At 70.6% G+C, this 18,513-nt stretch carries 17 protein-coding genes; 7 read left to right on the top strand and 10 right to left on the bottom strand.

Annotated elements, in window-relative coordinates; genetic code table 11:
* Window positions 1-85: 85 nt before the first annotated feature.
* Window positions 86-1,282: an RNA-guided endonuclease InsQ/TnpB family protein gene (locus tag HNR30_RS30385; RefSeq protein WP_181613481.1), complete on the top strand. Its 1,197-nt coding sequence runs from the start codon at window positions 86-88 to the stop codon at window positions 1,280-1,282.
* A gap of 38 nt (window positions 1,283-1,320) precedes the next feature.
* Here the strand turns inward: HNR30_RS30385 and HNR30_RS30380 are convergent, their stop codons facing one another.
* Genes HNR30_RS30380 through HNR30_RS30370 form a run of 3 tightly spaced genes read right to left on the bottom strand, consistent with a single transcriptional unit; the run spans window position 1,321 to window position 5,071 of the window.
* Entirely contained in the window at window positions 1,321-2,388 is a 1,068-nt protein-coding gene (locus tag HNR30_RS30380; RefSeq protein ID WP_181613480.1) for an ATP-binding protein, read from the bottom strand.
* A complete protein-coding gene (locus tag HNR30_RS30375) occupies window positions 2,385-3,704 on the bottom strand; it encodes a DUF5691 domain-containing protein (protein ID WP_181613926.1) in 1,320 nt (439 codons plus the stop codon). Before HNR30_RS30375 ends, HNR30_RS30380 begins: the two co-directional genes overlap by 4 nt.
* Window positions 3,704-5,071, bottom strand: coding sequence for an SWIM zinc finger family protein (locus tag HNR30_RS30370; RefSeq protein ID WP_181613479.1), 1,368 nt, complete (start codon window positions 5,069-5,071; stop codon window positions 3,704-3,706). Before HNR30_RS30370 ends, HNR30_RS30375 begins: the two co-directional genes overlap by 1 nt.
* Window positions 5,072-5,156: 85 nt before the next feature.
* On the opposite strand from HNR30_RS30370, the gene HNR30_RS30365 reads away from it, so the two are divergent.
* The 3 genes from HNR30_RS30365 to HNR30_RS30355 all read left to right on the top strand — a co-directional run bounded on the left by HNR30_RS30365 (window position 5,157) and on the right by HNR30_RS30355 (window position 8,504).
* On the top strand, window positions 5,157-5,555 hold the full coding sequence (locus tag HNR30_RS30365; protein WP_181613478.1) for a cupin domain-containing protein: 399 nt from the start codon (window positions 5,157-5,159) through the stop codon (window positions 5,553-5,555).
* Between the two features lie 12 nt (window positions 5,556-5,567).
* Window positions 5,568-7,100 carry an aldehyde dehydrogenase family protein gene (locus HNR30_RS30360; RefSeq protein WP_181613477.1) on the top strand — a complete coding sequence of 511 codons (1,533 nt, stop codon included), beginning with the start codon at window positions 5,568-5,570 and terminating at the stop codon, window positions 7,098-7,100.
* Between the two features lie 111 nt (window positions 7,101-7,211).
* Entirely contained in the window at window positions 7,212-8,504 is a 1,293-nt protein-coding gene (locus HNR30_RS30355) for a CehA/McbA family metallohydrolase (RefSeq protein WP_181613476.1), read from the top strand.
* On the opposite strand, the gene HNR30_RS30350 is transcribed toward HNR30_RS30355, so the two are convergent.
* The 5 genes from HNR30_RS30350 to HNR30_RS30330 form a co-directional block, all read right to left on the bottom strand.
* Complete coding sequence (locus HNR30_RS30350; RefSeq protein WP_181613475.1) at window positions 8,501-9,562, bottom strand: J domain-containing protein; 1,062 nt, start codon at window positions 9,560-9,562, stop codon at window positions 8,501-8,503. The genes HNR30_RS30355 and HNR30_RS30350 overlap by 4 nt on opposite strands.
* A gap of 64 nt (window positions 9,563-9,626) precedes the next feature.
* Window positions 9,627-10,646, bottom strand: a complete 1,020-nt coding sequence (glnII, locus tag HNR30_RS30345) for a glutamine synthetase (RefSeq protein ID WP_181613474.1) — start codon at window positions 10,644-10,646, stop codon at window positions 9,627-9,629.
* A gap of 109 nt (window positions 10,647-10,755) precedes the next feature.
* Window positions 10,756-11,844 (bottom strand): calcium:cation antiporter, encoded by a 1,089-nt coding sequence (locus HNR30_RS30340; protein ID WP_181613473.1) that lies wholly within the window; start codon window positions 11,842-11,844, stop codon window positions 10,756-10,758.
* A 91-nt stretch (window positions 11,845-11,935) separates the two neighbouring features.
* Window positions 11,936-14,872 (bottom strand): AAA family ATPase, encoded by a 2,937-nt coding sequence (locus tag HNR30_RS30335; protein ID WP_312894740.1) that lies wholly within the window; start codon window positions 14,870-14,872, stop codon window positions 11,936-11,938.
* Between the two features lie 11 nt (window positions 14,873-14,883).
* Window positions 14,884-15,579: a hypothetical protein gene (locus tag HNR30_RS30330; RefSeq protein ID WP_181613472.1), complete on the bottom strand. Its 696-nt coding sequence runs from the start codon at window positions 15,577-15,579 to the stop codon at window positions 14,884-14,886.
* 183 nt (window positions 15,580-15,762) lie between these two features.
* On the opposite strand from HNR30_RS30330, the gene HNR30_RS30325 reads away from it, so the two are divergent.
* The gene (locus HNR30_RS30325) at window positions 15,763-16,041 is read left to right on the top strand and encodes a carboxymuconolactone decarboxylase family protein (RefSeq protein WP_181613471.1); all 279 of its coding nucleotides are present in this window, start codon (window positions 15,763-15,765) and stop codon (window positions 16,039-16,041) included.
* A gap of 9 nt (window positions 16,042-16,050) precedes the next feature.
* Here HNR30_RS30325 and HNR30_RS30320 read toward each other — a convergent pair whose 3' ends face one another.
* Both HNR30_RS30320 and HNR30_RS30315 read right to left on the bottom strand, forming a co-directional pair.
* Window positions 16,051-16,494 (bottom strand): flavodoxin family protein, encoded by a 444-nt coding sequence (locus HNR30_RS30320; protein ID WP_181613470.1) that lies wholly within the window; start codon window positions 16,492-16,494, stop codon window positions 16,051-16,053.
* Window positions 16,491-17,153, bottom strand: coding sequence for a PQQ-dependent sugar dehydrogenase (locus HNR30_RS30315; protein WP_312894739.1), 663 nt, complete (start codon window positions 17,151-17,153; stop codon window positions 16,491-16,493). The genes HNR30_RS30320 and HNR30_RS30315 overlap by 4 nt, the downstream gene beginning before the upstream one ends.
* A 78-nt stretch (window positions 17,154-17,231) precedes the next feature.
* On the opposite strand from HNR30_RS30315, the gene HNR30_RS30310 reads away from it, so the two are divergent.
* Both HNR30_RS30310 and HNR30_RS30305 read left to right on the top strand, forming a co-directional pair.
* Window positions 17,232-17,987, top strand: a complete 756-nt coding sequence (locus HNR30_RS30310; RefSeq protein ID WP_181613468.1) for an SDR family NAD(P)-dependent oxidoreductase — start codon at window positions 17,232-17,234, stop codon at window positions 17,985-17,987.
* Between the two features lie 30 nt (window positions 17,988-18,017).
* Window positions 18,018-18,482, top strand: coding sequence for an RrF2 family transcriptional regulator (locus HNR30_RS30305; protein ID WP_246379596.1), 465 nt, complete (start codon window positions 18,018-18,020; stop codon window positions 18,480-18,482).
* Window positions 18,483-18,513: the final 31 nt, after the last annotated feature.

Below are 18,513 nucleotides of genomic sequence, written 5' to 3'. Positions count from 1 at the left end.
GTCCTTCAGGGCGGGGAGGAAAAGCCGCACGATGCGGCACTGTGATCTCCTGGTTGTGTCGGTGGCGGTCGGTAGGTTGGCCGGCATGTCCCGCTACCGGCTCCAGCCGACACCTGCCCAAGAGGCGGCGTTGGCCGAGCATTGCGGGCACGCCCGGTTCGTCTGGAATCTGGCGGTCGAGCAGCACGCGCACTGGCGTCCCGGCCGGAAGGGCGCGCCGGGGTTCGCCGAGCAGTGTCGTCAGCTGACCGAGGCGCGAGCGGACAATCCGTGGCTCGCGGCGGGATCGGTGACCGTCCAGCAGCAGGCGTTGCGTGACTTCGCGCAGGCCATGGCGCACTTCTTCGCAGGGACGCACCGGCAGCCGACGTGGCGCAAGGCCGGACGGCACGAGGGGTTTCGGATCATCGCGGTCAAGGCGGGCGATGTGCGCCACCTGTCGCGGCGCATGGGCGAGGTGAAGATCCCCAAGGTGGGGTGGGTGCGGTTCCGCTGGTCGCGTGCCGTACCTGACGGGGTGAAGTCCTACAGGGTCACCCGTGAGGCCTGCGGCCGCTGGCACGTAGCGTTCGCCGCGATCCCGGAACCGATCCCCGCCCCTGGAACGGGTGAAGTGGTGGGTGTGGACCGGGGTGTGGCCGTGTCGGCGGCACTGTCCACCGGGCAGTTGCTGAACGTGCCCGGCCTGCGCGAGACGGAGAAGACGCGGCTGCTGCGGCTGCTGCGCAAGCTGGCCCGTGCCCGGCGCGGCTCGAACCGGCGCGGCAAGGTTAAGCAGGCCATCGCCCAGCTGCGGGCACGCGAAACAGACCGGCGCAAAGACTGGATCGAGAAGACCTCGACCGGCCTTGCACGCCGGTTCGACATGATCGCCGTCGAAGACCTCAACATCTCGAACATGAGCCGTTCGGCGCGGGGCACCCGGGCCGTGCCCGGCCGCAACGTGCGTCAGAAGGCGGGCCTGAACCGGGGCATCCTGGCCAGCGGCTGGGGCCGGCTCGTGACTCGGCTGGAGCACAAAGCGCCCGGCAGAGTGGTCAAGGTCAACCCGCGTTACACATCGCAGACCTGCAACGTCTGCGGGCACCGCGCGGCCGAGTCGAGAGAGAGCCAATCTCGATTCGCCTGCGCGGCCTGCGGACACCAGGCACACGCCGACGTGAACGCGGCACGCAACGTCCGAGATACCGCCGCAGGGCATGCGGTGGCTGCGCGGGGAGGCCCGCTGCTGGGCGAGCCTGCGAACCGTGAACCTCAACGCGGCCGCCTCCTCGTGGGGTAGTTGCTGTTGAAATCCCCTTCGTTCACGAGGGGAGGATGTCAAGAGATCTCCCGGCACGCCCGGTAGAAGTCGCGCCAGTCCGCCCGCTCGCGCACGACCGTCTCCAGATACTCCCGCCACGCCACCCGGTCGGAGACCGGCTCCTGCACCACCGCGCCCACGATCCCGGCGGCCACGTCGGAGGCCCGCAGCACCCCGTCGCCGAAGTGCGCGGCGAGTGCGATGCCGCTGGTCACCACGGAGATGGCCTCGGCCGTCGACAGGGTGGCGCTGGGCGACTTGAGCTTGGTGCGCCCGTCCTCGGTCAGCCCGTTGCGCAGCTCGCGGAAGACCGTCACCACGCGCCGGATCTCGGCCTGTCCGGTGGAGGTCTCGGGCAGGTGCAGGGCGGCGCCGAGCTCGCCCACGCGCCGCGCGACGATGGCGACCTCCTCCTCGGCGCTCGCGGGCACGGGCAGCACCACGGTGTTGAACCGCCGCCGCAGCGCGGACGACAGCTCGTTGACGCCGCGGTCGCGGTCGTTGGCGGTGGCGATGAGGTTGAAGCCGCGCTGCGCCTGCACCTCCAACCCCAGCTCAGGGACGGGCAACGTCTTCTCCGACAGCACGGTGATCAGCGCGTCCTGCACGTCGGAGGGCATGCGTGTCAGCTCCTCCACGCGCGCGATGCGTCCCTCGGCCATGGCGCGCATGACAGGGCTGGGCGTCATCGCCTCGCGCGAGGGCCCTTCGGCCAGCAGCCGCGCGTAGTTCCAGCCGTAGCGGATCGTCTCTTCCGAGGTGCCCGCCGTGCCCTGGACCAGCAGCGTCGAGTCGCCGCTGATCGCGGCGGCCAGATGCTCCGACAACCACGTCTTGGCCGTGCCCGGCACGCCGAGCAGGAGCAGTGCCCGGTCGGTGGCCAGCGTGGCGACGGCCACCTCCACGATGCGGCGCGCGCCCACGTACTTCGGCGTGATGCGCTCCCCGTCGCCGAGGAGGTAGGTCGTGACCGCCCACGGCGACAGGCGCCATCCGGGAGGCCGCACCCGGTCGTCGTCCTTGGCCAGCAGCGCCAGCTCCTCGGAGTACAGATCCTCCGCGTGCGGCCGCAACACGGTGCTCATGACAGCTCCTCCCTCATCTTCGCGCGGAAACGCAGCACGCCCGCGACCTCGGGGACACCCGCCGCCAGCTCGTGCAGGGCGGGGTCGATGCGCTCGGCGGCGATCCTGGACAGCTCGCCCAGGTTCCACGGCTGCAGCGTCGCGGTTTTGACGATCTTGTTCAGTACGGCTACCGCCAGCCCGGCCTGCCAGGGCGGCGCGACCCCGCCCAGAACCATGATCAACTGGTTGTCGAGATCGTGACGCTCGGCGAACGCGGCCGCCAGGGCCTGCTGCTCCAGCGGCGGCAGCGCGACGAGCAGGTCGGCGATCGGGTCCCACGCGAACATCGCCCGCGCCCAGGCCGGGTCACGCTGCAGGATCGCCGCCCGCACCCAGCCGAGACGCACCTCCGTCTCCCAGTCGGAGATCCTCTTCGCGACGAGCTCCTCGGGCGGGTGTGTCCAGATCGACAGCGGCGCCCTGGCGATGAGCTGCTGCATCCACCACGCCCGCTCGCCGGTGCCCGCGGGCGGCTTGGCGCGCACGCCGTCGCGCTCCATCGCCCGGTCGCACTCCAGCGGCGGGATCACGACGATCTCGCTGCGGCCCACGGTCACGCACTGTCGTACCCGCTCGGCCATGCGTACGGCCAGCGCCGAGCCGGGCAGCTTCGCCAGGAGGTTGGCGGCCTGCTGGCGCACCTCGCGCCTGCGGTCGTCGAGCGCCGCCTCCAGGAACGGCTCGTCGGCGAGCGACAGCCTGGTGTCGAACAACTCCAGGAACGCCGCCCTGTCGTCGGGCGTCTCCTGCTCCCAGGTGCTTTCCAGCAGGCGCCTGGCCTCGTCGGGGTCGGCCGCGCGCAGCTCCTTCAGATGGGCCCGGCGGTCGGCCCTGCCGCCCAGCTCCCAGGCCTCGCCGGTGGGCTCTTCGAGAAGGTACGCCCAGGCGGGGTTGCGCTCGGCCAGCCACCTGCCGCGCTGCCCGGCCAGGACGCCGAGGTGTTCGCGGATCGAGCGGTCGCGCTGGCCCTTGTCGAGCAGCTCGGGCAGCCGGTGCGGCGGGACCCGCCTGCCGCCGGCGGCTGCCAGCTCCAGCCACTCGGGCAGCAGCCTGGGGTGCTCGCCCGCCAGGATCGCCGCCAGCCGGTCGGCCGCCGCCAGGCCCACCTTCTCCTGGCTCTCCTCCGCCGCCGCAGGGCCTTGCGCCGGCGGTCCGGGTCTGCGGCCCGCGCGTTGCCGTACGACCTCGACGGCCGCGTCGGCCAGCAGGTCTCCGGTGTACGGCCGGCGGTCGGTGCCCACGAGCGCCGCCGACACGAGCTCCTCCCATGGCATCACAGCAACACCACCCGCCCGTCCTCGTCCCAGGCCGACAGGGGCCGCAACCCGTCGGGTGTCCACTCCACGGCCACGGTCACCGGATGGCCGCCCGAGAGCGCGATCAGCCTCCAGGGGACCGGCTCGGCCGGATGCCAGGGCAGCCCGGCGACCTGCCCGGCCTCCGGCACGACACCGGCCAGCACCAGCGGCCAGGAGTCGATCCACGGATCGCCCGCCAGCGCCCCTGCCACCTCGGCCAGCGCCTCCTCTGGGGTGAGGGCCGGGGGCACGGCGGACAGGGCACGGCCCGGCTCTCCCTCCACGAGCAGGCCTCCCAGCGGGCTGTGCCGGTGGGCGAGGATGGCGCGCACCGGTGAGGCGCCCGGGTAGAAGGCGAGCTCGGCGTCGATGGCCGTGCCCGGCACGAAGGACGCGTCAGGCGCCTGCCCGGGCGGCGCGAAGGTCAGCACGAGCGCCGCGCGCCCGGTGTCGCGCCCTCGCAGCCACACCCGGCGCGCCGACACCCGGTCGAGCTCCTCGTCGCGCCGCCCGAGCACGTCCCACACGTCGCGCACCCTCGCACCGGCCAGCACCACATCGCGGTTGACCGTGAAGCCCACCCGCTGCATGACGGTCCTGGCCAGGTCGGCGGGGAGCTCGTCGCGGCGCCGGTAGGCCACGACGAGCAGGTGGAGCAGGGCGTATTCGGCCAGCAGCCGCGATGGCCAGCCGTCGCGCCCGAGCACGTAGGCGAGCCGCCCCGCGATGCCCGCCGCTCCGGGCGCCTGGGCGTCGACGAGGCGCTTGGACAGCCCGTGCCAGTCGTCGGGATCGGCGGCGGCCAGCCCCTGGCGCACCTGGTCGGCCAGCCACCGCTCCAGGTCGGTGAGGCCGATGGCGACCCGCGCCTGCCGCGCGCTCTCGACGACGCCCGCGGGCCCGGGCCCCCGCCCCCCGGAAGCGGCGGGCACGGAGGGCGTGACGTCGGCGGCCCCGGACTCAACGGTCCCCGAGCCGGATCCGGCGTCGAGGCGCGCCGCACGGGCCTCGGCACGCGTGATGCGCTGCCCCACCCACTCGGCCGCCCACGGAGGTAACGGCACCTCGGGCAACCCCTCGCCCGACCACAGCAGCAACAGCCCGAGCACGTGCTTGCACGGCACCTTCCTGCTGGGGCAGCTGCACAGATAGGCGGGCTCGTCGAGGTCGACGCACGTGTGGTAGGGCCGGGCGCCGCTTCCCCGGCAGGTGCCGAAGACGATGTCGTCGGTGACGCCGCGCAACATCCACCTGGCAGGCGAGGCCACCCCCTGGCCGGCCGTGCGGGACGAGGCGTCGGGGGCGAGCGCGAGGACCTGATCACGGCTCCACCGTTGGATCACTGGGAAACACTATCCACGCCGACCGACAACCTGACCCCCGCGAACGCCGCGCCGATCGGCATCTTTAACTGGGATCATTCCTGATATGTCGGATATCGGGACAGTTCGCCCGCCCCTCGCCGAAGCCCTCGACCTCCTCCCCCACCCCGAAGGCGGCTGGTACCGCGAGACCTACCGCTCCAGCCACACCATCGAGGCGCACGGCGGCATACGGGCCGGCGCCACCGCCATCTACTTCCTCCTCATGCCCGGCGAGCAATCGGCCCCCCACACCGTGCGCTCCGACGAGCTGTGGCTCTGGCACCGGGGCGGCCCGCTCCACCTGACCATCGGCGGCCGGACCGTCACCCTGGACGAGAACAGCCCCCAGGCGCTCGTCCCCGCCGGAGTCACCCAATCCGCAAAACCTGCGGCGAACCAGGAGGTTCTCGCGAGTTGTGTCGTCTCACCGGGATTCGACTTCGCAGACTTTTCGTTGGAGTGATGTCATAGGTCCATGACTCGGCACATCGTCTCCGTCGTCGGGGGCAAGGACGCCCCCAGCACCGGCACCTACGCCTCGACCAATCCGGCCCAGCTCAGCGAGACCGTCGCCCAGGTGGGCCTGGCCGACGCCGACACCTTCGCCGCCGCCTGCCGTACGGCCAAGGAGGCCCAGCGGGAGTGGGCCAGGGTTCCCGCACCGGTCAGGGGCCGGGTGATCGCGAGCATCGGCCGGCTGGTCGAGGCGAATGCCGAGGCCCTGGCCAGGCTCGTCACCAAGGAGATCGGCAAGCCGTACGCCGAGGCGCTGGGCGAGGTGCGCGAGATCGTCGACACCTGCGACTTCTTCCTGGGCGAGGGCCGCAGGCTGTACGGCCAGACGGTGCCGAGCGAGATGCCCGACAAGAACCTTTTCACCTTCCGCAACCCGGTCGGGGTGGCGGCGGTCATCACGGCGGGCAACTTCCCCGTGGCGGTGCCGAGCTGGTATCTGGTCCCGGCGCTGGTCGCCGGCAACGCGATCGTGTGGAAGCCCGCCGAGTACTCCGCGGCCAGCGCGTTCGCGATGTACCAGCTGTTCGTGAAGGCGGGACTGCCCGAGGGCGTGCTCAACATCGTCTTCGCCGACGGCAAGGAGACCTTCGAGGGGCTCGAGAAGGCCCTGACCGAGGGCACGGTGCACAAGGTCGGGTTCACGGGTTCGTCCGAGGTGGGGCGCAGGATCGGCGAGCTGTGCGGGCGCCACCTGCAGTCGCCGTGCCTGGAGCTGGGCGGCAAGAACCCGATGGTGATCATGCCTGACGCCGATCTGGACCTGGCGGTGGAGGGCGCGCTGTTCTCGGGCTTCGGTACGGCCGGGCAGCGCTGCACCAGCCTGGGCACGCTGATCGTGCACAAGGACGTGCACGAGGAGTTCATCGAGCGCTTCTCGCGTGCCGTGCAGAACGCCAAGATCGGCGACCCGGCCAAGGACGTGCTGGCGGGCCCGCTGCTCGACCAGAAGTTCGCCGACCGCTACGAGGAGTTCCTCACCTGGATCCAGCCCCACCACGAGGTCTCGGGGCCGACGGGGCGCATCACGGCCGACAATCCGCGCCACGAGTTCGACGGCGCCCACGGCCTCTACTACCACCCGGTCGTGGTCGACAACGTCAGGCCCGACGACCGCATCTTCCTGGAGGAGACGTTCGGCCCGATCGTCGGCGTGACGACGTTCACCACGCTCGACGAGGCGATCGAGCTGGCCAACCGGCCCGGTTACGGCCTGTCGAGCTCCATCTACACCACCGATCCGCAGGCCGCCTTCCGCTTCCGCGAGGGCATCTCGGCGGGCATGGTCAGCGTCAACAACTCCACCAGCGGCGCCGAGGCCCACCTGCCGTTCGGCGGCAACGGCAAGTCGGGCAACGGCAGCCGCCAGTCGGGCATCTGGGTGCTCGACCAGTTCACCCGCTGGCAGGCGATGAACTGGGACCATTCGGGCCGTCTGCAGAAGGCGCAGATGGACGTCGCCGACATCACGCCCGATCTGGAGTTCCGGATCTAACAAAACGACACCCGGATGGTAAGAATCTCCACCCCGCCGGGAAGCACGGGGCTTCCCGGCGGGTGACGCGCGTGTCACTATGTGCGAACCGTCGACTACGGGGAGATACCGATGCGCACTGATGTCTCATTAGCGACCATCCGTCTCAAGGCCGGCTTCCCCTGCCGCTGGAGTGTGTGGACCGACGACGGCAAGGGCTGGTATCCATCGGGGGCGTCACCGGCGCGCGACCTCGACGGCCTGCCGTACTTCCACGGCGACGACGTCGTCCTGCGGGTCCCGGCGCGGCCGCTGACCGTGCGGGCGGCGCGGGGCATGGAGTACGGCTTCGCGCAGACCACGCTCGTCCCCGGCGACGGGGAGACGCTGGTGGAGCTCTCCCCCACGAGGCTCTACGACGCCGCGGCCATGGGCTGGTACGGCGGCGACCTGCACGTGTGCTTCAACCGTCCCACCCAGTGGGTGGCCGCCTCCCAGCACGGCGAGGACCTGCACGTGGTCAACCTGCTCCCGCAGGACGCCGAGAGCGGCGACTGGGCGGGACGCAACCTGCCCTGGTCCGACGAGACCCATGTGGCGCGCGTGGGGCTGGCGACGAGCACGCAGGAGTTCGACGACTGGCCGCCGACGACCGACGCCCTGCGGCGGCTGCGTGAGCGCGGCGCCCTGATCGGGTACGCCAACGCCTTCGGCGGCCCGGTGGAGACGCCGCAGCAGCTGCTCAAGTCGGGCGATCCGGGCCACGACTCGCGCATGGCGGTGGTCGACGCCGCGCTCGGCCTGGTCGACAGCTTCTCCTCCGTGATCGCCTCGGCGCGGGCCTACCGGCGGCTGGTCGGCGCGGGCAACCGCATCGCCGCGGTCGCGGGCACGGCGCACCGGCTGGGCCCGATCGGCCGTGAGCGCACCTACGCGCACGTCGACGGGCCGCTGACCGCCGAGTCGTACGCGGAGGCGGTACGGCGGGGCCGCACGTTCGCCACCACCGGCCCCTTCCTGGAGCTGGAGGTCAACGGCCACGGACCGGGCTCCACGCTCGACCTGACGCCGGGCGAGCCCGTCCGGGTGACCGCCCGCCTGATCGGCCCGCAGACCGAGCGCATCCGCGTCCTGACGGCCGACGGCGAACTGGTCTCGGGCCCCGGCCACGAGGTGAGCGCCGACATGCCGGTCGTGTGGCCCACCTACGTGGTGGCGGTGGCCGAGGGCGAGGGCCTCGTGCGTGCCCACACCAGCCCGGTCTACCTCGACGTGGAGCACCGCCGGGTGGCGCGCGAGGAGGACGTCACCTTCTGCCTGCAGTGGCTGGACCTGCTGGAGGAGCTGATCCGGGACCGCGTCGCCCCCGGCAGGCTGGCGACGTTGTCGGAGGCCAGGCGGGTGTACCAGTCACGGCTGGTCTAGGCGGGCCACAGTGGTTCGCTGAGGGTCTGCCCGCGGGTGTCGCGAAAGGTGGCGCGGCCGGAGCCGACCTGCCAGACGCCGTTGTCGGGGCAGGTGGTGCCGCCTACGGCGAACGTGTCGGGTCCGATGGGCGTCATCGGGCAGACCGTGCCGCCCCGCCGTACGACACGGTTGTCGACGTGGATGTCGAGCGTGTAGCCGACCCACCAGCCGCGCGCGGTGACGGGCCGGTCGGGGCGCAATGCGGTGACCTGGTCGCCGGTGACGAGGTCGAGACCGCTGGCGCTCGGGCGCAGCAGGGCGGTCGCGGTGGTGCACCCGCTGGGCGCCTGCTGTTCGACGGTGACGGCCTGCCCCTCGGCCGAGACCGGGGTCAGGACGGCGGTGCACGCGCGCAGCGGGTAGGTGGCGCTCCCGGTGGAGTAGCCGGGAGTCAGCGACAGGCGGACGACGTACTGCTCGCCGGAGGAGGTCACGCCCGTGCCGATCCACTGGCCGCCCATGGCCTCGGGGACCGGCGCGCCGACCTGGGTGGTGACGCGCAGGATCAGCTGACCGGCGTGCGGCGCCAGGAAGATCAGGGCGGCCACGAAGCCGAGGGCGGACAACACGCGCAGGCCACGCACCAGGTCGTTGGGACGCGGCCGGGACGGCGGTGGCTGCCGCCACGTTTCCGGCTCGGGCCGGGCTTCCGGCGGGGGCTGCGAGGGGGTCGGCGGGTCGGCGGGAGGCGGCGGCTTGGAGGGGCCGGGGCGCGGCGGTGGCGGGTTGTCCCAGGGTGAGCGCCACTCGGGCGGGATGTGGGGACGGCGTTCGAGGCCGAGGTGGCGGTTGTAGTCGTCGCGGAAGTTCAGCAGGATCCGCAGCGCCAGGTTGGCCAGCCGGGTGATCTGCTCGGCCTGCTCCAGCCGCTCGCTGTCGCGGTGTTTGTCGGGGTGCCAGGCCAGGATGAGGCGGCGGTGCGCCTGCTTGATGGCGGCGACGTCGCTGTCGGTCGGGACGTCGAGGACCGCATAGGCGTCCTGCCCCTGTAAATCGCGGAACAGAGGGTTCGCCATGAGGCACGCTAACGCAGAAAACGCCCCCACCGGAAGGTGAGGGCGTTTCAGACCGAGATCGGTTCTAGACCAGGCCGGCCTTCTCCAGGGCGGCGCAGCAGGTGTCGACCAGGAGGCGGGTCACCACGTACGGGTCGACGTTGGCGTTCGGGCGGCGGTCCTCGATGTAGCCCTTGCGGTCGACCTCGACCTGCCACGGGATGCGGACCGAGGCGCCGCGGTTGGAGACGCCGTAGGAGTACTTGTTCCACGGGGCGGTCTCGTGGTGGCCGGTGAGGCGGGACTCGATGCCGGCGCCGTACTGCGTGACGTGCTCGAGCGGCTTGTCGTTCTCGCCCAGTGACTCGCAGGCCACGATGATGGCGTCGTAGTTCTCGCGCATCGCCTTGGTGGAGAAGTTGGTGTGCGCACCGGCGCCGTTCCAGTCGCCACGGGCGGGCTTGGCGTCGAGGGTGGCCTCCACGCCGAACTCCTCGGCGGTGCGGTAGAGCAGCCAGCGGGCCACCCACAGGTGGTCGGCGACCTCAAGGGTGGTGGCCGGGCCGATCTGGAACTCCCACTGGCCGGGCATGACCTCGGCGTTGATGCCGGACAGCTTCAGGCCGGCGGCCAGGCAGCGGTCCATGTGGAGCTCGACGATCTCGCGGCCGAAGATGACGTCGGCGCCGACGCCGCAGTAGTACGGGCCCTGCGGGGCGGGGAAGCCGCCCTCGGGGAAGCCCAGCGGGCGCGAGCCCTTGAAGAAGGTGTACTCCTGCTCGATGCCGAACCAGGACTCCTGCTCGGCGTAACGCTCGGCGACCTCGCGGGCCAGGGCGCGAGTGTTGCTGGGGTGCGGGTTGCCGTCGATCTCCTCGACCTCGCACAGCACGAGCCGGTTGTCGCCGCCGCGGATCGGGTCCGGGCAGACGAAGACCGGGCGCAGCACGCGGTCGGAGGAGTGGCCCTCGGCCTGGTTGGTGCTGGAACCGTCGAAGCCCCACACCGGCGGCTGCTCGCCGTCGGCCACGATCTTCGTCTTCGACCGGAGCAGCGCCGTGGGCTCGGTGCCGTCAATCCAGATGTATTCAGCCTTGTAGCTCACGGAACTCTCCTTCAGCGTTTACGTGCCACGCTGAAGACAACCAGCGTGCCGTTTCCCGGGTTTTGCCCGAATGTGAACGCGGTGTAAATCGTGACCTGTGTGACCGACCTCACGGCGTGACGGCGAGGAAGAGGAACGCCCCGAAGATGGTCAGATGCACCGTTCCCTGCATGAGGGTGGCGCGGCCAGGAGCGACGGTCAGCGTGGTCACCACGACCGTCAGCGCGAGCATGACCATCTCCTTGCCGCCCAGGCCCAGGGTGAGCGGGCCGTCCAGCCAGATCGAGGCCACCGCGATCGCCGGGATGGTCAGGCCGATGCTGGCCAGCGCCGAGCCGAGCGCCAGGTTGAAGCTGGTCTGCACGCGGTTGCGCTTGGCGGCGCGAACGGCCGCCACGGTCTCGGGCGACAACACCAGCAGGGCGATCACCACGCCGACCACCGAGGCGGGCGCGCCGATGGCGTCCACCGCGCCCTCGATCGCCGGGGAGACGGTCTTGGCCAGCCCGACCACGCAGACGAGGCTGACCAGCAGCAGCGCCAGGCTGATCCAGGCACGCTGCGCCGACGGAGGCTCGGCGTGGTCCTCCTCCTCGCCGTGGCCGGGCGGCAGGAAGTAGTCGCGGTGCCGTACGGTCTGCATGACCACGAAGACGCCGTACAGCACGAGCGAGGCGACGCCGGCGAAGGCGAGTTGCGGGCCTGAGAAGGTCGGTCCGGGCGTGCTGGTGGTGAAGGCGGGCAGCACCAGGGAGAGCGTGGCCACCGCCGACAGGGTGGCCAGCGTCGCGGTCACGCCCTCGACCTTGAACTCGACCACCCGGTGGCGCAGCCCGCCGACCAGCAGGCACAGGCCGACCACGCCATTACAGACGATCATGAAGGCGGCGAAGACCGTGTCACGCGCCAGCGCGCTGGTGTCACCGCCGCCGCCGGTCATCAGCATCAGGATCAGCCCGACCTCGATGACCGTCACCGCGATGGCCAGGATCAGCGTGCCGAACGGCTCGCCCACCCGGTGCGCCACCACCTCGGCGTGGTGCACGGCCACCACGACGGCGGCGATGAGCGCCACCGCGTCGATCGTCGTCAGCACTCCGTTCTGCTCGGCGCCGTAGGTCAGGGCCAGCACCAGCAGAGCCAGTGGAGGAACGATGACTTCCCAGCGCAACCAGCTGCTACGGAGCGTATCGATCATGCGGCCACCTTATCGGTGCGACCTGAACGAGCCCTGGCAACACGGACGGCCGCCGCCCCCGCGTCGGGAGCGGCGGCCGCCAATGACCGCTCTAGGGTTCCTTCCTCCCGTCGTAGCCGAGCAGGCGCATCGCCGTCTCCGGATCCATGGCGGCTGCCAGCAGCTGGGCGCGGGCGTTGGCCCGGTCCCTGTCCTGCTCGGCCCTGGCCTGGGCGGACCGCATGTTCCTCACCATGATCATCGCGACGCCGATGCCCACGATGACCGCGACGACGATGATGAACAGCACGGCGAGCAGCCCGGGCGAGGCCACGCCCGAGACCGCGGACGACGCCGCGCCCGGCAGGCCTCCCGTGGCCACCAGCGCGCCGACCACGGCCACCGCGACCAGCGCGAACAGGCTGCCGACGACCACCAGCACGCCCTTGCCCCGGCTCCTGGGCGTCTCGGCGGCGGGCGGTGCGGAGGCGGCGAGCGGCGTGGCGCCCGGGATCGGCTGGGGCTCGGCGGCCCATGGCACGAACTCCGGCTGCCTGCCGTTCTCCGAGAGCGCGACCGGCGTGTGGGGCGGCGGCGCGATCACCACCTCGGTCGCCATCGGGGCGACGGCGACGTGCGCCGGCGCTCCAGGAACGGTGGTGACCATGGCGGCGTACGATTCCTGCTCCTCGACCGCGCCCGGCAGCTCGCGCATGACGGGGCTGTGCTCGCGGTGGGCGCGTGCCGCCTCCTCGTGGTACTCCTCGATCTCGGCGAACAGCTCGTCGGACTCGTAGATCGAGCCGTCGACCAGCGTGCCGCGCCGCCGCTCGAAGATCGCCACCACGTCGTCGCCGTTGAGCGTCTTGTGCGTCTCCAGGGCGTGAGCCAGGCAGAGCACGTCTCGGCGGTGCTCTCGCAGCAGGTCCTCGGCCATACCCATGAGGCGCACCAGGTTCCACTCGATGCGCTCGCCGAGGACGTGCGGCGATTCCTCGTCGGCGGGGCGCCTGCCGGAGTCGCCGCTGCCGGTGAAACCGATGGAGATCGGCCCGCCGGTGGGCCGCTGCCTGGGCATCGCCTTGCCACCGCCCATGATCTCCAGTTGCTGGAGCGCCGGTAGCGAGGTGACACCGGTGCCCATGCCCCAGTGCGATTCCATCAGGGCGGTGAGGAACGTCGCCGAGTGCAGGTCTCCCGAGACGCCGGAGGAGTTGTCCTCGCCGAAGAACATGCGCTCACCGGCCAGGGAGGCCAGCGAGACCATGATGTCGGCCTCGTACTCCGACTTCCAGCGGGTGAACTGGTCCTCCGGCTTGATGGAGGCGACCATGCCCAGGTAGTCGGCGCCCTTCTCGATCGTGGCGACGTCGATCTCGAGGTGGTAGCGGGTGCGGTAGGCGATCACCGCGTGGCAGGCCTCGTGGACGGCGACCGCGTGCCTCTCGCGCTCGATGTACTCCACGTCCTCGGGCGGTCCGAGCTGCTTGAGCCGCTTGGCGCGCAGCACGTCGGCCCAGGTGATCACGTCGCGGCCGTCGCGGATCGCGGTGATCAGGGACTCGTTGACCATGTCCTTGATCGTGGCGCCCGTGGCGTACGGGGTGATGGTCGCGAGCTTGTCGATCTGCTCGGGTGTCAGGTTGTGCTCGACCTTGGCGAAGTAGCCCTCGTAGGTGCGCACCCGTCCGGCCTTGGAGGGGTAGCCCACCTTGTAGATGCGGTCGATGCGGCCGGGGCGCAGGAGCGCCTCGTCGAGGACGTCGGGCATGTTGGTCGCCATCATGACGAGGATGCGGTACTTGGGCGGGGGCTTGGGCCGCATGCCCAGGGCCCGCCGTACCAGCCGGTTGAAGAAGCCGCGCGGCTTCTTCAGGCCCGACAGCTCCGTGAGCAGCGCCTGCAGCGTGCCCATGTCGCCGCCTCCGCCGTTCATGCCGCCGCCCATGATGAAGCGGCGTTTCTCGACCGGCTCGTCCTGCGGGGTCCTGAACGTCAGCCTCGACCTGCTGTCCTCGGCCAGGTAGTTGAAGCCGTGGCAGCCGGTGTGGGTGAAGCCCGCTCCCGGCTGCGGCTGGCCGGCCAGCCTGCCGCGGCGTCCGAGCGAGTCGGCCTCGTCGAAGAAGACGATCACTCCGCCGTAGCGCAGCGCGAGCTTGCGCAGCTTGCGGAAGAGGCCCTTGACCTTGAGGATGCCGATGCCCATGAACATGTTGATGAAGGCGCCGGGGTCGACGAAGACGTACGGCTTGCCGGTCTCGCCCGCGACCGCCTCGGCCATCAGGGTCTTGCCGGTGCCCGGCGGGCCCCACAGCAGCAGGCCGCCCGGCACGTAGCCGCCCTTGTCCTCGATCGCCTCGGGCCGCTCCAGGAAGACGATGTTCTCCCGGACCCGCTCGACCACGTGGTCCTGGCCCCACACGTCCTTGAACCGGGTCTTGATGTCGTCGGGGAAGTAGGTCTCGATGCCGCCGCGCGACAGGAACCAGAACAGTCCGACGAACTGGAAGATGACGAAGAAGAAGGCGAAGGCCAGCTGCGCGACGTACGGCAGGGCCATGAACAGCAGCGCGGGCGCCTGGAAGATCGCGATGAACGGGCTGGTGTCGAGCACCGCTCCGAGCACCAGGGCCAGCACGGTGACGAAGAAGGCGACCTTGGCCCATCTGGAGACGCGGAAGCGGGTCCAGTCGCTGAAGCGGCGTTTGCTCCAGCGTTCGGTGCCGCCGAAGATCGTCTTGCTCCAGAAGTGGTGGTAGCCGGAGGATTTCTCGCTGATCAGGAAGTGGAGCTGGCGCAGCACCTCGATGCCGAGGAACCAGAAGATCCACTGGTGTTCCGCCGCGATCGAGCGCAGGGCCTCGACGAAGGGCATGATGCCCTGGTAGTCGGCCATGGTCTTCCAGGTCAGGATGAGGAAGGCCACGGTGAGCAGGATCAGGAACTTGATGCGGTCCCACATGGGGAGCTTCTTGCGATACTCCCTGCCGGAGTCGTCGGGACCACTGTCAGGAGCGCGCAGTCCCTCGTGATACGTCGTCTGGTTCACGTGCGCCCCTTTTAACCCGGCATCCGGATCAGCTTGAAGGAGTCCTTGATTTTGTCGAACTCACCCGCCCGGGCCCTGAAGCACAGCGAGTGGCAGCTGATGACCAGGGCGGATACCGTGGCGCCCTTCTCATCCAGCAGGGACGTCAGATCGTAGGTCTGCACTTTCCCTTGGAATTCGTAGTTGAAGCGGACGTGGACGCCTCGCGCGCCGCCTTCCAGGGACAGGAGATCGTCGGCGAGCAGCTCGAACTTCGTGAAGCGCATCTCACGGCCCGCCATGGCGGCCTGCTGCTCCAGCGCGCCGCGCAGGTCCTTGGTCACCGGTAGGAAGAAGTCGCGCAGCCGGTTCATCGAGATGGCGCCGACCTGGTCCTCGGTCAGCTTGTGCACGGTGGCGTAGACGAAGGGTTCCGTCGAGCTGATGAGATGCTCGGGTGTCGGTTCCGTCGCCTGGTCGAAAGCCGTCGACCAGACGCGTTGCTTGGCCAGCCGCGCCGATTCCGATTCGGGATTGTCGCCGCTCAGGAACAGGTCGATGCCGTAGGACTCGACCTGGGCGAAAGTGGCGGGCACCTTGAAGTAGGTGGTTCCCTCCCGATCCCGCACGTAGGTGAACTCGTTCTGGCCGCATGAGGCGGCCCCTGTCATCACAAGGACCGCGATCGTGATCGCGGTCAGCCGTTTCCAAGCCCATAATGCTGTCACCAGGGCTTACCTCCGCTTTAGGCCCAACGAGGTCTTTGTGCCCTGTTTCATGCGGGTTAGTGCGCCTGGAAGCTGATAAATCTTGACCAAATCTTGGCCGTACCTTGGCTTTACCTGTGACAGAGCGGTCATGGAGCCGGTGAAGGGTGTAACGCGTGAGGCGCTCACATCCGACTTCCCAGTATGGACGACCCTCTCGCCGAACGCCGCTTCGTGGACGTGTGGTCCCGCCCCGAGCTCAGCGACCGCGACAGGCGCCTGGTCCTGGTCGGCCTGCTCGTCGCCCAGGGCCTCGACGACGAGCTCGAGATCCAGCTCGACGCGGCACTGCGCACCGGCGACCTGACGCCGGGCGAACTGCGCGCCGTGGTCGCCCTCGTCGTCCACTACGCGGGCGCCTCGCGCGGCGCGCGTCTGGACCGCCAGGCGCAGGACCTCATCGAACGAACCGCCAGGGGCTGACGGGCGCGCCTACGGGGCGATGGTCGCGGCGAGCGTGCCGCCCAGCTCCCAGCAGGCCTCCAGGTCGGGCTTCGACGGAGGGCCGAGCACGACGACCGGCCGGGCGACCGGCGCCCAGCCCAGGCCGGAGGCGATCGACTCCACCGCGTTGACGGCGCCCGTCGTGTCGTTGTTGCCGTGCACGTACAGCCCGTACGGCAGGCGCCTGGTCTCCTCCAGGCAGGGATAGTAGACGCCGTCGAAGAAGTGCTTGAGCGCCCCCGACATGTAGCCGATGTTCGCGGGAGTGCCCAGGACGATCCCGTCGGCGGCGAACACGTCGGCGGCCGTCGCCTGGAGCGCGGCCCTGCTGGTCACCTCCACCTCCGGCACCTCGCGCGCGCCCCGCCGTACCGCGTCGAACAGCTCGTGGGTGGCGGGCGAGGTGGTGTGGTGCACGATGAGCAGCCTCACGAGACGGCCTCGACGCGGTAGAGCGGGCCGCGCAGGCTCAGGGCGTACAGCTCGCCCTGGTTGTCCTGGCCGAACGACGACAGCTGTCTCACGGTGCCCGCCCTGCTTCCCTTGCCCGGCCTGCTCGTGGGAGTCGTGTTGACCCAGCCCGCGCAGAAGTCACCGTAGACGAACCGGCCGCGCAACCACGGGATGGCGGCGCCGCGATAGACGTATCCGGCGATGACCGAGCAGTTGCCGTAGTTCTCGCCGCCCTTGGACGAGGCCCGCCGGACGTCGACCTCCTCCCACCGGTTCTGGCCGACGTCGCCGATCCACAGGTCACCGGTCTGCCGGTCGAAGCTGAACCTCCACGGGTTGCGCAGGCCGTACGCCCAGATCTCCGGTCTGGCGCCCCGCCGTGCGGCGGCGAAGGGGTTGCCGGGCGGGATCTCGTACGGCCGGGCGCCCCTGGGGTCGATGCGCAGGATCTTGCCGAGCCAGGTCGACAGCTTCTGTCCGTAACCGTGCGGGTCTCCCCCGCCGCCGCTGGGGTGGAAGGCGACACCCAGCAGGCCGCGCTCGCCGCCCGTGCTCGCCTCTCCGGACAGGTCGACGACCGTGCGCTGCCTGGCCTTCGACCTGGGTGGCTGTCGGGCTCGCGGCCAACAGGGTGGCACCGGGCGCTTTTCCCACGCCTCCATCCTGCCCGCGCGGGGCCGGGGTTCCCCACGAAGACGCCCAGTAGATTGCTGGACATGCCAACCGCACTCATCACCGGCGCCACGGCGGGCATCGGCGCCGCCTTCGCCCGTCGCCTCGCCGCCGACGGTTTCGCTCTCGTCCTGGTGGCCCGCGACGCCCAGCGCCTGGCCGAGTCGGCGGAGACCCTCAAGCTCAGGTACGGCACGGCGGTCGAGACCCTGCCCGCCGACCTGGCCACCGACGAGGGCCTGGAGCTGGTCGAGCAGCGCATCCGTGACGGGATCGACCTGCTGGTCAACAATGCCGGTTTCGGTCACCGCACGGCCTTCCTGGAGACCCCGGTCGCCGACGAGGTGGCGATGCTGAAGGTGCACTGCGAGGCCGTGCTGCGCCTGACGCTCACCGCCGTGCCGGTCCTGAAGGCGCGCGGCCGTGGCGGGATCATCAACGTGGCCTCGGTGGCGGCCTTCTTCAACCGCGGTAGTTACAGCGCCTCCAAGGCGTGGGTGGTCAACTTCTCGGAGTCCGTCGCGGCCGGGGTCGGTTCGCCGCGGGTGCGGGTCATGGCCCTGTGCCCGGGTTTCGTCCGTACGGAGTTCCACGCGCGGGCCTCGATGGACATGTCGGGCACGCCGGAGTTCCTGTGGCTCGACGCCGACGACGTGGCCAGGACCGCCATGCGCGATCTGGCGCGGGGCGTCAGGGTCAGCGTTCCGGGCGCGCTCTACAAGGCCATCGTGGCCTTCGGCACGCTGGTGCCGAAGTCGCTGCAGCACGCCGTCAACGCGAGGCTGGGTCGACCCGAGTAATCCTGGACATGTAATATCCAGGATATGCGGATGAGCGAGGGCGTCGAGTGGGCGCTGCACAGCTGCGTGAACCTGGCCTGGATGGAGGGCCGGGCCGTCACCGCCGCCCGGCTCGCCGCGCTCTACTCCCTGCCCGCCGCCTACCTCAACAAGCAGCTCCAGCTGCTGGCCAAGGCGGGCATCCTCACCTCCACGCCGGGCCCGCGCGGCGGCTTCCGCCTCGCGCGCCCGACCTCGGCGATCACCCTGCTCGACGTGGTGACCGCCATCGAGGGCGGCGAGGACGCCTTCCGCTGCCAGCAGATCCTCCGCGAGGGTCCCGGCGGGCGCGACGACGTCGACTACCGGCGCACCTGCGCCGTGTCGATCGGCATGCGCAAGGCGGAGCTCGCCTGGCGGCGCGAACTGGCCGCCCAGACGATCTCCGACGTCATCGCCCAGGTGGAGCGCCACAATCCAGACGCTCCCTCACGCACTCGCGGGCAGCTCATGTGAGCTTGCCCGTCGGTTAATTCTGGATATTTTT

The sequence above is a fragment of the Nonomuraea soli genome (genome assembly GCF_013761175.1).
GTDB lineage: Bacteria > Actinomycetota > Actinomycetes > Streptosporangiales > Streptosporangiaceae > Nonomuraea > Nonomuraea soli.
Note: the sequence above shows the minus strand (reverse complement) of the source record. Positions and strands in the feature narration are given on the sequence as shown.